Origin of the sequence: Acidovorax sp. sif0632 (genome assembly GCF_019218805.1) — a bacterium.
Taxonomy (GTDB): Bacteria; Pseudomonadota; Gammaproteobacteria; order Burkholderiales; family Burkholderiaceae_C; genus Acidovorax; species Acidovorax facilis.
Genome location: NZ_JAHUWW010000009.1, coordinates 12,241 through 25,214 on the forward strand (window position 1 = coordinate 12,241; position 12,974 = coordinate 25,214).

Below are 12,974 nucleotides of genomic sequence, written 5' to 3' on the forward strand. Positions count from 1 at the left end.
GGCCGCAGCAGATGCGCTCTCAGCCATGCCTTGGTCGCTGCCCGACGTACTCCCAAGCGCTGCCACGCGCCGGCGTCAACACGCAACCCTCCCAAAGTAGGGGGTGTTTGGTACGGGAAGATGCCAACATCGGCCCGATGAACTCCGAACGCGTGCTCTCCTGGGACACCCTGGCACCCGCCGCCCAGCTGCAGTTGTTGGGCAACAGCTTCATGCGGGTGCGCGACGGCTGCACTGTCATGCCGCTGCTGGGGCTGCCGGGCTTGGCCTGGCTGTATTCGCTGGGCTTGTGGCCCCCTGGCATCACGCTGTGGTGGGGGGCGTCGTTGTTGCTGGTGGGGGCTGTGTGGGGCGTCTGGGGCCTGTGGCAGCGGGCCCTGAAGCAGCGCGACAGCCACGGTGCGGCAACGCTGCTGGCCGTTTGGTTGCCTCGTGTGCAAGCGCTGGCGGCGTTGTACGGCGCGTTGGTGATGAGTTCTGCGGCCTCCGCTGGGCCCGACACGCCCTTTGAACTGCGCGTGGTGTTCATCTGTGGCTCCACGCTGGTGGTGTCGGCGCATGCCGCGCACCAGTCGGCGGCGCTGGTGGTTTTCAAGCGGTTCTTTTTCACCAGCTACGCGGTCAGCCTGTTGTCGGTGCCCTATGTGTTTCCCGATCACTGGCCGTACCTGTTGCCCATGCATCTGGCGTTTGGCGTGTTCTTTCGCAATGCGAGCATCAGCCATCAGTTCTTTCTGAGCAATGTGGACCTGACGGAGCGGTTCCGTGCCGCCAAGGGCGAGGCCGAGCAGGCGCTGGCTGTGAAGAACCAGTTCCTCGCCACCGCCAGCCACGACCTGCGCCAGCCCGTGCATGCCGTGGGGCTGCTGGCCGAATCCATCGCGCTGCGCAACCGGGACCCGGCGCTGGATGCCACGCTGCAGAACCTGCGCCAGGGCGTGCAGTCGCTGCAATGGATGTGCAATGCGCTGCTGGACCTGTCGCGCATCGAAGCGGGGGCCGTGCAGGCAAGGCCCCAGGCGGTGGCCCTGGCGCCGCTGCTGCGCGAAGTCGCCACGCTGCTGGGGGAGTCTGCGCGCACCCGGGGCCTGGTGCTGCGCCTGCGCCCGCCACCGGCCAGCGCCCGGGTGCAGGCCGACCCGATGCTGCTGCGCCAGTGCGTGGTGAACCTGGTGCACAACGCGCTGCGGTACACGCAGCGTGGCGGCGTGCTGCTGGCTGTGCGCCGCCGCGCCGGGCACTGGCAGGTGGAGGTGTGGGACACCGGCCCCGGCGTTGCAGCCGAGGAGCGCGAGCGGATCTTCTCGCCCTTCACCCGCAGTGCCTCGACGCGCGTGGCAGACGATGCAGGCTACGGCCTGGGCCTGGCTGTGGTGGCGCGCTGCGCCGAGCTGATGGATGCGCCCCTGGGCCTGGTGTCGCGCCTGGGGCGCGGCTCGCGGTTCTGGCTGCGGCTGCCGCCTGCCACGTCCAGCGCAGTGGTCGTTGCGCCAACGCCCGCCACCGTGGCGCGCCAGGGCGGCCTGCAGGGCCGCTGCCTGGTGGTGGAGGACGACCCGCAGGTGGCCGCAGGCTGGCAGCAACTGCTGCAGGACTGGGGCGTGCAGGTGCGCTGCGCGGCCGATGGTGCCGAGGCACTGGGTTGGCTGGAACAGGGCTTCACGCCGCAGGCCATCTTCTGCGACCAGCGTTTGCGCTCCGGCGAGAGTGGGGTCGCCTTGCTCCAGCGCCTGCAGGCACTGTGCCCTGACGCCGCGCTGGCCATGGTCAGCGGTGAATGGGATTCGCCCGCGCTGCGCCAGGCGGAAGAAGAGGGCTACCTGGTGCTGCGCAAGCCGGTGGCGCCGGAACAGCTGCACGCCTTGTTGCGGCAATGGCTACCTGATTCGTCTGAAGACTATAAAAAAAATAGCTGCTAGCGCTTATTGGTAAAGCGCTGAAGGTTGTTTTGATTGATTTTTCTGCGGGCCCAGCCACTGGGCCAGCACCGCGTGCAACTCCACGGGGCTCACCGGCTTGCGCAGTACCAGGTAGCCCTCGTCCTCGGCATCCTGCAAGGCGGGCGCGTTGTGCTCGCCGCTGACCATGGCGCCGCGTGCAGCGGGGCAGCGGGCCAGCAGGGCGCGCAGCACGTCAAAGCCGCTCTCGCCCGTGTGCAGCCGCTGGTCGCAGAAGATGGCATCCGGCTCGAACCCTTCGTCGAGCTGGGCATGTGCCTCGGCCGTGGTGGTGGCGTATGCCGCCGTCACGCCCCAGGCCTCCAGCATGGCGCGCCAGGCCTTGATCACCTGGCGGTCGTCGTCCAGTACTAGGCAGCGGCCTTGCAGCGGGCGCATTGCCGTCTCGTCGCGGTGCAAGGCCACCGGGTCGGGTGGCACGGCCGTCGTAGTAGCCGCAGCGGTGTGGGCCGGCAGCCGCAGCCAGAAGCATGAGCCCCGCCCCGCCTGCGACACCAGGCCGTGGGTGGCGCCCATCTGTTCGGCGCAGCGCGCCACCACGGCCAGCCCCAGGCCGTGTCCGGCGTCGTTCATCTGGTCCGCCCGCTCCCCTCGGTAGTAGGGGCTGAACACCCGGTACTGGTCCGCCACGGTGATGCCGACGCCGGTGTCCCGCACTTCCACCAGCCAGTCGCTGCCGCGCGCCCGCACGCTCACCAGCACCTTGCCTTGGGGCGTGTAGCGGATCGCGTTCTGCACCAGGTTGGCCAGCGCCTGGCGCAGCAGCACCGGTTCTGCCCACACGGTAGCTCCGCCACGCGGCACCCATAGCCGCAGGGCCAGCCCGCCGAGGCTGGCCTGCTCACGGAACAGGCGCACCACGTCCGCGAGCAGTGCGTTCAGGTCCACCACGCCCTTGGCGCCCAGCGGCTGGCCGGATTCCAGGCGGGCCAGGTCCAGCAGTGCGTTGAACAGCTGGTTCATGGCCTGCATGCTGTTGCGCAGGTCGGCAACCATGGGGCGAAGAACCGGGTCGCTGTTGCGCAGGCTGATCGCCTCGACCATCAGCGACATGGCATGCACGGGCTGGCGCAGGTCGTGGCTGGCGGTGGCGAGGAACAGGTTTTTCTCGGTCAGCGCGCTTTCGGCCTGCCGCCGGGCTGCCGCCAGGGCCGCGTTGGCCGTGCGGGTGCGGCGGTACTGCCAGTAGCTGGCGCCCGCCGCCAGCAGGGCCAGCGCCACCGTGGCGGCCAGGCCGATCTGTTGCATGCGCCGCACACGCAGCTCGGCATCCTGCACCCGATTGGCCTGCGCCAGCTGCTCGATCTGGCGCTGCCGTTCAGCGCTGTCAAAGCGCTCCTGCAGCGCGGCCACGGCCTGGTCGCGCTCGGTGTGGAACAGCTCCTTGGCCAGCGCCTGCTGCTTGCGCGTGGTGGCCATGGCTTCGCGGTACAGGCCGACTTGCTCGTACATGCGCGAGAGCTCGCCCAGCAGCTGCTCTTCCATGGGCAGGGAGCCTGCTTCATGCACAAACCGAATGCCCGCCTCCACCTCGTGCACGCCAGCCGCAATGCGGCCCTGGCCCATCAGCGCAAAGCCCAGGTTGGCCTGCGCCATTGCGGCCCCGTTCAGCTCGTGCGCGTCGCGGTACGCTGCCAGTGCCTCGCGCATCACGGGCTCGGCCGCGGCATAGGCCTTGCGCTGCAGCAGGACGTCGCCCAGATTGTTCAGCGCCGTGGCCTGGAGCCCGGTGAGCCCGCCGGCGCGGGCGATCTGCAGGGACTGCCGGTAGGCGGCCACGGCGGTGTCGAGGTTGCCCTGCACGTTTTCCACATTGCCACGGTGCAGGTGCAGCCAGCCCAGCGCCTGCTGGGCGTCCAGCTTTTCGGCCAGCGGCAGCGTCTCGCGAATGGTCTGCAGCGCGCGGTCGGGGTTCTTCATGTCGAAGTGCAGCAGCTCCAGATGGGTGCGCGACCGCAGCTCGGATGTGGCTGCCTGGCGCGGCAGCGTGCGCGAGAGTTCCAGGCTGCGCAGCAGGTGGGTCATCGCCGCTTCGAACTGGCCGTTGCCGCTGTGCAGGGCACCCAGCGTCAGGTGGTAGAGCCAGCGCACCCAAGGGTCGGGCACCTGCTCCGCCGCGCCCGCTTCGCGCGCCAGGGCGTCCAGCCCGGCGCGTGTCTTGCCCGCCACGGCCCATTGCCGGGCCTCGAAGCAGGTGGCCAGCACCTGCGTCGAGGCATCGCTGTGTGCAGCCGCAAGCGCTTTCAGTTGCGCTATGCCCTCGGTTACCACCGCAGCCTGCCCGGTCTCGAAGGCTGCGTCCGTCAGCGCCGCCAGGTAGGTGCGCCGGGTCGCGACATCGGCCGCGTTGGCAAAGCGGGTGGCGGCGGCCTGCAGCGCCTGCACGGCTTCGGCGCTGTTGCGTTGCGACAGGGTCTGCAGCCGGTCCAGCTCTGCCAGGTCCGGGTTCGGTACCTGTGCCCCTGCGGGCAGTGCCGTCTGCAGGCACAAGGCCGCGACCAGCACCACGGCCCGGACAAGGCGCATCAGGACAGCTCCAGCCGCCGGCCGCGCAACAGCGTGATGGCCTCGACCCGCGTGCGCACCCGTAGCCGCTCCAGGATGCCCGTCACGTGCTCCTTCACGGTGCTCTCGGCAATGTCCAGCTGCAAGGCGATGCGCTTGTTGGGCAGCCCCTGCAGCACCAGCGCGAGGATCTGGCCCTGGCGGGTGGACAGCCCCAGCTCGGCCGGAGTCACCGGCAGATCGCGGCTGCGCGGCGGCTGGCTGCCCAGCAGGCCCGGCTCAAACCAGACCAGCCCGCTCAGCAAGGCTTCCACCGCCAGACCAAAGGTCTCAGGCGCTGCTTGTTTGTGGATGAAGCCCTGTGCGCCTGCCTGCCGGGCCTGCTCCATCACGGCGGGGTCATCGTCGCCGCTGATCACGGCGATGGGCATCCCGGGGCAGTGGCTGCGCACCTGGGCGATCAGGCCCACCGCAGCGCCTTCCGCCAGCCAGAAGTCGATGAGCGCGATGGCCGGTGTGCCCCGCATTTCCACCCAGCGCAGAAGATCGTCCGCCCCTGCGGCCTCAACCACCTCCATCTGCGGCAGGCGTGCGCGCAGGAACTCGGCCATGCCGTGCGCCACGAGCGGATGGTCGTCCAGGATGAGCGCGTAAGGGGAAGTGGGGGCCATGTAGTGGGAGAGGGTGGCTGCGCCTTGCGGCGCAGGCGCGCTGACAGCGCGGAGGTAGGGCAAATTCTGCCAAGTGTTGAGCAGGATGGACGGCGCGCAAACCCTACCAGGGTAGGGTTCCGTACCGCAGTAGGTGCTGCACAGAATCCGCCCTTCATTCACGATCAAGAGGTTTCTGTTCATGACACGACAAGCAAGCGCAACGGGTGCTGGGCGCACTGGGCACTCCGTACGGCCCCTCTTCCGCTGGGCGCCCCTGGGCTTGGCGGCAGCCTTGCTGGTGGGTTGTGGCGGTAGTGACGATGACAACAATGGCACGCCGCCGCCTACCGCAGGCGCGTTCAGCATTGGCGGTGCGGTCACGGGCCTGGGCGCTGGCAAGACGGTGACGCTGCAAAACACCGGCAAGGACGACCTGACGATCAATGCCAACGGCAACTTCGTCTTCGTGACGCGCCTGGACAGTGGCATTGCCTATGCCGTCACCGTCAAGACCCAGCCCAGCGGCCAGCGTTGCACGGTGACCCAGGGCACGGGCACCGCCACCGCCAACGTCAGCAACGTGCAGGTGCGCTGCGAAAACCTGGCGGCCGCCACCTATACGGTTGGCGGCTCAGTGACTGGTCTGGCGGGTGGCACGTTGGTGCTGCAGAACAACGGAGGCGATGACCTCTCGGTCTCCAGCAACGGCGGCTTCACGTTCGGCACTGCGCTGGCCGGCGGCACGCGCTATGCGGTCACCGTGCGCACGCAGCCTTCCGGCCAGAGCTGCACGGTGCGCAATGGCTCCGGCAGCGTGGTCTCTGCCAACGTGGGCTCGGTGGAGGTGAGCTGCGGCACGGTGGTGGCCTTGCCCGAAGGCGACTGGAAGCAGGAGCTGTGCGTAGTGGTGCGGCCCGGCACCTGGGGCCGCTCGCTGTGGCGCATCACCCGCCAGGGGGACAATCGCGTGACGGGACAGATCGGTGTGACCACCTATGCTGACGCCAACTGCACGGGCGCTGGCACGGTGGCAGGCCCTCTGACCGGTGTGGGCAATGTGGCGTTCGACCGTAACGGCAGCACGGCTACGCTGACCGCGTTCTGGGGCTTGTGGACCCAGCCGTCAGGCCTGACATCGCGTGCCGTCTGGGCCCGCAAGGGGAGCCGCCTGTGCATCTTTGGCGACCAGATACCCACGGCTTTCCCAACGGCGGTCAGTGTGGAGAGCTACGTGGACACCGTTCTGCCCAACAAGACCTGCTACACGCAAAACTGAGCCTAGGACAACGCCGTGCTTTGCAATTGCGCCAGCGTCACGAACTCCAGCGCGCGCGCATGTGTGCATTCCAGGATCACGGGAGGCGCCACACCCGCCTCGTAGGCCTCCTTCCAGCGCAAGACGCACAGGCACCAGCGGTTGTTGGGCTGCAGCCCTGCAAAGCGGGACTCGGGCCGGGGGGTGATGAGGTCGTTGCCCCGCGACAGCGAAAAGTCCAGAAACGCCTGTGTCATGCGTGCGCAGATCACGTGGGTGCCGTGGTCTTGCTCGTCGGTGTTGCAGCATCCGTCGCGGTAGTAGCCGGTCAGTGGGTCGTAGGAGCAGGGCATCAGCAAGGTGCCCAGAACGTTCAGTGCAGTCATATCGGGTCGCGTAAGTCGCGTGGGTTGTGAGGGGCGGTGAGGGTGCAGACCGTTGGGGTGGGCGCGGGGCGGGTCAGCCAACCTCGCCACGACGGCGCAGCACTACGGTGATCTGCCCGTTGGTCTCGATGGTGGCGCGTTCCACTTCGTGCGCGTGCAGGCAGCCGCCTGCGCGCAGTGCGGCCTCCACGTCGTAGCGGGTCAGCAGCTCCTTGCGCATCAGCGCCTGGTTCAGTTCGCCCTGGTGGATCAGCACCTGGGCCTTGCCGTCCACCCAGCGCCCGATGCGCGGGAAGTGGAACGCCAACCGCGCCAGCGCCACATGCAGCAGCATGAGCGTGCTGGCCGAGATCAGCCCGCCCACCAGCGAGTTGTCGCCCGCGTTCATCGAGTTCTGCACCGCGTTCGACAGGATCAGCAACAGGATCAGGTCAAACGGCTCGTACTGCCCCGTCTGCCGCTTGCCCGACAGGCGCATGAACACCAGCAAGAACAGGTACACCACCACGCCGCGCAGCACAAACTCCCACCACGGCACGCTCATTTGCCACATTGCAAGGTTCCTTGTTGGATGCTTGGGTGGGGGCAGTCTACGGCCTGCGGCTTGCCCCTCATTCGCTGAGCGAAAATCCCGGCAATTCCCCGCACGGCTCCGGCACAGTGCGCCACTCACTGCAGTGGTGGCCGAGTGGGCATCATCTGCCGTCCCCCACCGAAAGTACCGCACCATGCAACGCCGCCAATTTCACCAAACCAGCCTCGTGGCTGCCCTGCTGTGCGCCACCGGCCAGCGGGCCTGGGCCCTATCGCTGGGTGACCTTACCAATGCCGATGCCGCCAGCGGCCTCAAAGCCGCGCTGGGCCAGGGCGCCCAGGCGGCGGTCGCCCTGCTGGGGCGGCCTGACGGGTTTCTGGGCAACCCCCAGGTGCGCATCGGCCTGCCGGGCTCCCTGGACGACGCCGCCAAGGTCATGAAGTCGCTGGGCCAGGGGCGGCGCATCGACGAGCTGGTCACCTCCATCAACCGCGCCGCCGAAGCCGCCGTGCCCATGGGCAAAGACCTGCTGGTGGGCGCCGTGCAGAAGATGACGGTGACCGATGCCAAGAACATCCTGACCGGCGGCAGCACCTCGGTCACAGCCTTTTTTGCCGACAAGACGCGCACGCCGCTCTCCGAACGCTTCCTGCCCGTGGTGAACCAGGCCACCGAAAAAGTCGGCCTGACCCAGAAGTACAACGCCTTTGCGGGTAAGGCAGCGAGCTTTGGCCTGCTCAAACCCGAGGAGGCCAACCTTGCGCAGTACGTCACCGGCAAGACGCTCGACGGCCTGTACTTCATGATCGGCGAGGAAGAGCGCCGCATCCGTCAGAATCCGGCCGGTGCAGGCAGCGCCATCGCCCGCAAGGTCTTTGGTGCGCTGAGATGAAGCTCCCCCTGAGTCGCTTCGCGCCATCCCCCTCTCTCGCTGCGCGGGAGGGGGACGCACCCAGTGGCCTGGCAAAGCCAGTTCCACGGGTGCACTCGCCTCGCGCAGCGCCCGTTTCCATCGGTGGGGCGGGCATCGCCTGCGTGCCTTCCTGCATCCGTCCATGAACCATAACGACCCCTGCCCCTGCGGCCGTACCCAAGCCGCACCCGGCAAAAGCGCCAAGGCTGCGGCCTTGTCCTATGAGGAATGCTGCGGCAGCTACCTCGACCACTGGGACGACGCTGCCGCGCCCGACGCCGAGAGCCTCATGCGGTCACGCTACACCGCCTTTGTCCTCGAACGTGGCGACTACCTGCAGGCCACCTGGCACCCCAGCACCCGGCCAGCGGACCTCGATTTCGACCCTGGCACGAAGTGGCTGGGGCTGGAAGTGCGCAGCCACCGCAGCACAGGCGAAGACCGCGCCGAGGTGGAATTTGTCGCGCGCTACCGCGTGGGCGGCCGCGCCGTGCGCCTTCACGAGACCAGCCGCTTCGTGCGCGAAGACCGGCGCTGGTTCTATGTGGATGGCGATATCCACTCCTGAAAATTTAATAAAAATGACCTCCAGCGCTTTACCGATAAGCGCGAGCAGCTATGAAATTTGAAGCAATCTTGTTTGACTGCGATGGTGTGCTGGTCGACAGCGAACCCATCACCAACGGCGTGCTGCGCGACATGCTCAACGAGGCGGGCTGGGCCCTGAGTGCCGACGAATGCATGCGCATCTTTATCGGCAAAACGGTGCGCAGCGAGGCCGCCCGCATCGAGGCCCACACCGGCCGCCCGCTGACCGATGCGTGGATGGCCGACTTCTATGCGCGGCGCAATGCCGAGCTGGACCAGCGCCTCACGGCCATCGAACACATCCACAGCACCATCGAAAGGGTGCACGCGCACCATGGCGGGCGCATTGCCTGCGCCTCGGGTGCCGACCGGCACAAGGTCGAGATGCAGCTGGCCAAGGTGGGGCTCACGCCGTACTTTGCCGGGCGGGTGTTCAGCGGCCACGAGATGCCCGCCACCAAGCCCGCGCCCGACGTCTATCTGGCGGCGGCTGCGGCCCTGCAGGTGGCGCCCGGGCGCTGTGCCGTGGTGGAAGACACCGTTACGGGCGTGACCGCGGGCGTGGCCGCAGGCGCCACGGTGTTTGCCTATGCGCCGCTGGACGATGGCGAGCCCCTGCGTGCCGCAGGCGCAGCGCAGGTGTTTCGCAGCATGGCCGAGTTGCCTGCGCTGCTGGGCTGCTGACACAGGCAAGAAGATTCCCAACAGCCCTGTAACCATGGGAGAAGCGCAATGCCGGTACAACGCATGAAGCCGTGGATGCGGCGATGCGCCGTGGTGGCGGCCCTGGCCCTGCTGGCGGGCTGCTCGTCGGTGCGGCCCTGGATCAACGAACCCCTGAAGCCCGAAGACCAGTCCATCCCCGAGCGCAAGTCCGAGCGCGACCCTACCATCCTGGTGGCCGTCACGCTCTCGGGCGGCGGTGCGCGGGCGGCCGCCTTCGGCTTTGGCGTGCTGACCGAAATGCAGGCCACGCGCTTTGACTGGAACGGGCGCCCCACCACGCTGCTCGACGCCACCGATGTGATCAGCGGCGTCTCGGGCGGCAGCATCGTGGCCGCTTACCTGGCAGCACACGGCATCGAGGGGCTACCCCGCTTCGAGCAGGACTTTCTGCGCCAGAACTTCCAGAACAGCCTCATCACCCAAGCCCTGCGCCCCGGCAACCTGGTGGACCTGACCTCGCCCTGGTTCGGCCGCACGCACCTGCTCGCGCGGCGGCTGGATGAGCTGTATGGCGGGCGCACCTTTGGCGATGTGGCGCGGCGCCCGCGCCACCCGCAGCTGTTCATCACCGCCACCGACATGTCGTTGGGCACTGGCTTTGAATTCACGTGGGACCAGTTCGCGCTGATCTGCTCCGACCTGCGCAAGGTGCCGCTGTCGTTCGCGGTGGCGGCATCGTCCGCCGTACCGCTGCTGCTGAGCCCCGTCACCCTCAAGAACTACGCCGACCAGTGCCCTCAGTACCAGACCGTGTCCCGCGCTGCCACCCTGGCTGCGGGCGGCGACTACCGCGCGCGCCTGTACCGCGCGCATGAGTTGAGCTATCTGGACGCGCAGCGCCGCCCCTACATCCACTTGGTGGATGGCGGCCTGGCCGACAACCTGGGCGTGCAGCGCCTGCTCGACCGGGCCCTGGCCGGTGGCGGACTGCGCGAAACCTTCAGCGAAGTGGGCATCCCCCCCGGCACCATCCGCAAGCTGGTACTCGTCACCGTCAACGCCGAGCGCGACCCATCCGAGAACATCGACATGAGCGACAAGGTGCCCAACATGGCCCAGGTGGTGGACTCGCTGCTGTTTGGCACCGGCGCCCGCGCCACGCGCGAGACGCAGGAGTTCTTGCGCGACATCACCCAGCAGTGGCGCCAGTCGCTGGCGGCGGGCCCCACCGGCAGCAGCGATGCCTTTGCGCCCGGTGCCGAGGTCCACGTCATTTCCGTCAACCTGCGCGATGCCCACGACGACGTGGCGCGCCGCCGCCTGCTGCAGGTGCCCACGGCGTTCTCCATCACGTCGGAAGAAGTCACAGACCTCATCGAGGCGGGTGGCAGCGTGCTGCGCCACTCGCCGGAGTTCCGCGCACTGGTGCAGTCGCTGGCGCGGCAGGCTCCGACGACACCTTCACCCCCGCCCGGACCTGCATCTACACCAGCGAAGTCCGAGTAGCCGCGTGAGCCCGGCTAGCCCCCACCTCCGCATCACGGCTTGGTGTCGGGGGCCGGGGTGGTGGGCACGTCCTGGTCTTGGGCCGCCTCCGTCTGTGCGGCCATCGCCCGCTGGTAGCCGGGTCGCTGTTGCAACCGCTGCCAGTAGGCCTGCGTGGCCGGGCCAAATTGTTCGTTCAGCCCCAGGTGCTGCGCCAGCAGCAGCGCATACCCCACCGCCACATCCGCCGCCGTAAAGCGGCCCGCGCACAGATAGTCGCTGCGGCCGTGGGTCATCGCGGTTTCTACCGCGCGCAGCCGGGCCAGGAACCAGCGGCTGTAGTCCTCCACCACCTGCGGCAGCTTGCGCTCTGCGGTCTCAAACCGGCCATAGCGCAGCACCAGCGTCTGCGGAAAAGTCAGCGTCGCATCGCTCATGTGCAGCCAGTTCAGGTACGCGCCATACGCGGGGTGTGTGGGCGCCACATCCAGCCCCGCGTCGGGGTGCGTGGCGGCCAGGTACTGGCACATGGCCGCCGATTCGGTCATGCGCACATCGCCCTGCACCAGCAGCGGCACCGTGCCCAGCGGGTTCTCGTCCAGAAACCACCGGGCCTTGGCGCGCGGTGGGAAGGGCAGCATGTGGAGCTGGTAGGGCAGTTGCAGCTCTTCGAGCATCCACAGGGGGCGGAAGGAGCGGGCGCTGATGCAGTGGTGGAGGTGGAGCATGAAGGCAAGCGGCAAGAGGGCGGGCGGGAGCGCTGGTCAGTGTAGTGGTGGCTGGCTGCGGACGCAGCCCCGTGGCAGCCATGCAGGGTGCAGATCGCGCCATTGGGCCACTTCCTATCACGCCGGGCTCGCTTGGCGCCGAAACTCCGCCGGTGACTGCCCCGTCCACCCCCGAAACGCCCGGATAAAACTCTTCTCGTTCTCAAACCCCGCCGCCTCCGCCACCTGCTTGATCGGCCGCTGCGTGCGGTGCAGCAGCTCCACCGCGCGGGTGCGGCGAACCTCGTCTTTCAGGCCCTGCAGCGTGGCGCCTTCTTCCTTCAACTGCCGGTGCAGGGTGCGTGGCGACACATGCAGCAGCGCGGCGAGTGATTCGGCACTGTGCTGCGGCAGGGCGTGGGCGGGCTGGCCGGGCAGGGGGGCGGCCAGCAACTGGCGCACGCGCTGCACCAGCAGGCGGTCGCGGCGGTAGTGCAGCACCGTCAGGGGCAGGGCGTGCTGCAGCATCTGGCGCAGGGCCTGCTCGTCCCGGCGCAGGGGCAGGTGCAGGTAGCGGGCGTCGAAGTGGATGGCGGTGCGTGGCGCGTGGAAGGTGACGGGGCCGCGGAACAGCACGGCGTACGCATCGGCGTGCGGCGGTGCGTCAAACGCAAATTCGGCAGCGATGAGGGGGATGCGCGAGTCCACCATCCAGCAGGCCAGGCCGTGCGCGTTGCGCAATACGGAGACCAGGCAGAACTCGCGCAGCGCACCCAGGTCGCGGGCCTCGGTGATGGCCAGGGTGGCGGTGTCGCCCTGAGTGGTGAGGTGCAGCGCAATGTCGTCCGCCAGCAGGCCGTGGTGGCGGCACCAGCGGGCCAGGGCCACCTGCAGCGTGGGCGAGCTGATGCTGGCACGCGCCAGCATGCCGTAGCTGCCCCAGGGCAGGCGGCGGCTGAACCAGCCCAGGGCTTCGTCGTCCAGTTCCTGCATGGCGGCGTCGGAGATCTGCTCCATCTGCCAGGCGGTGATGCGGGCGCTGTCGTCGGGCAGCAGCTGCGGCGCAATCTGTGCCTGGGCCAGGGCGCGTTCCGGGCTCAGGCCGCGCTGCTCGTACGCCAGAACAATGGCACGCACAAAGGCGATGGGCGTTGCGGCAGGGGCAGATGGAGTGGTTGGGAGACGATGGTCGGCGGGGGCGGTGGTCTTCACGCCACAGAGTGTGCCAGCCGTGGCACGATTTGCAACCATTGTGTCCACCCGCCAGGGGTTCAGGCTTCTATGCTTACGGATCGCCCGCCCGCATGTTCTTGCGGCGCAGGC

Annotated in this window: 12 protein-coding genes; 6 read left to right on the forward strand and 6 right to left on the reverse strand. The window is 68.3% G+C overall.

Going from position 1 to position 12,974, the window contains the following annotated elements; all coding sequences use genetic code 11:
* Nucleotides 1–137: 137 nt before the first annotated feature.
* Nucleotides 138–1,919, forward strand: coding sequence for a hybrid sensor histidine kinase/response regulator (locus KW832_RS23020; protein WP_255577922.1), 1,782 nt, complete (start codon nucleotides 138–140; stop codon nucleotides 1,917–1,919).
* Nucleotides 1,920–1,922: 3 nt separating this feature from the next.
* On the opposite strand, the gene KW832_RS23025 is transcribed toward KW832_RS23020, so the two are convergent.
* Nucleotides 1,923–4,484 carry an ATP-binding protein gene (locus KW832_RS23025; RefSeq protein ID WP_218301610.1) on the reverse strand — a complete coding sequence of 854 codons (2,562 nt, stop codon included), beginning with the start codon at nucleotides 4,482–4,484 and terminating at the stop codon, nucleotides 1,923–1,925.
* Nucleotides 4,484–5,134 (reverse strand): response regulator transcription factor, encoded by a 651-nt coding sequence (locus tag KW832_RS23030; protein WP_218301611.1) that lies wholly within the window; start codon nucleotides 5,132–5,134, stop codon nucleotides 4,484–4,486. The genes KW832_RS23025 and KW832_RS23030 overlap by 1 nt, the downstream gene beginning before the upstream one ends.
* A gap of 181 nt (nucleotides 5,135–5,315) precedes the next feature.
* Between KW832_RS23030 and KW832_RS23035 the strand changes: the two genes are divergently transcribed.
* On the forward strand, nucleotides 5,316–6,392 hold the full coding sequence (locus tag KW832_RS23035) for a hypothetical protein (protein WP_218301612.1): 1,077 nt from the start codon (nucleotides 5,316–5,318) through the stop codon (nucleotides 6,390–6,392).
* A 2-nt stretch (nucleotides 6,393–6,394) separates the two neighbouring features.
* Here KW832_RS23035 and KW832_RS23040 read toward each other — a convergent pair whose 3' ends face one another.
* Nucleotides 6,395–6,757 (reverse strand): DUF2237 family protein, encoded by a 363-nt coding sequence (locus KW832_RS23040; protein ID WP_055393012.1) that lies wholly within the window; start codon nucleotides 6,755–6,757, stop codon nucleotides 6,395–6,397.
* A 73-nt stretch (nucleotides 6,758–6,830) separates the two neighbouring features.
* A complete protein-coding gene (locus tag KW832_RS23045; protein WP_218301613.1) occupies nucleotides 6,831–7,310 on the reverse strand; it encodes a DUF421 domain-containing protein in 480 nt (159 codons plus the stop codon).
* A gap of 175 nt (nucleotides 7,311–7,485) precedes the next feature.
* Between KW832_RS23045 and KW832_RS23050 the strand changes: the two genes are divergently transcribed.
* The 4 genes from KW832_RS23050 (at nucleotide 7,486) to KW832_RS23065 (ending at nucleotide 10,965) form a co-directional block, all read left to right on the forward strand.
* Nucleotides 7,486–8,184, forward strand: a complete 699-nt coding sequence (locus KW832_RS23050; RefSeq protein ID WP_055393096.1) for a DUF4197 domain-containing protein — start codon at nucleotides 7,486–7,488, stop codon at nucleotides 8,182–8,184.
* 163 nt (nucleotides 8,185–8,347) lie between these two features.
* Nucleotides 8,348–8,773 (forward strand): YchJ family protein, encoded by a 426-nt coding sequence (locus tag KW832_RS23055; protein ID WP_218301614.1) that lies wholly within the window; start codon nucleotides 8,348–8,350, stop codon nucleotides 8,771–8,773.
* Between the two features lie 50 nt (nucleotides 8,774–8,823).
* On the forward strand, nucleotides 8,824–9,477 hold the full coding sequence (locus KW832_RS23060; protein ID WP_218301615.1) for an HAD family phosphatase: 654 nt from the start codon (nucleotides 8,824–8,826) through the stop codon (nucleotides 9,475–9,477).
* Nucleotides 9,478–9,525: 48 nt separating this feature from the next.
* Nucleotides 9,526–10,965 carry a patatin-like phospholipase family protein gene (locus tag KW832_RS23065; protein WP_255577923.1) on the forward strand — a complete coding sequence of 480 codons (1,440 nt, stop codon included), beginning with the start codon at nucleotides 9,526–9,528 and terminating at the stop codon, nucleotides 10,963–10,965.
* A 32-nt stretch (nucleotides 10,966–10,997) separates the two neighbouring features.
* Here the strand turns inward: KW832_RS23065 and KW832_RS23070 are convergent, their stop codons facing one another.
* Both KW832_RS23070 and KW832_RS23075 read right to left on the reverse strand, forming a co-directional pair.
* Nucleotides 10,998–11,672: a glutathione S-transferase family protein gene (locus KW832_RS23070; RefSeq protein WP_055393020.1), complete on the reverse strand. Its 675-nt coding sequence runs from the start codon at nucleotides 11,670–11,672 to the stop codon at nucleotides 10,998–11,000.
* A gap of 117 nt (nucleotides 11,673–11,789) precedes the next feature.
* Nucleotides 11,790–12,902 (reverse strand): AraC family transcriptional regulator, encoded by a 1,113-nt coding sequence (locus KW832_RS23075; protein WP_255577924.1) that lies wholly within the window; start codon nucleotides 12,900–12,902, stop codon nucleotides 11,790–11,792.
* Nucleotides 12,903–12,974 lie beyond the last annotated feature (72 nt).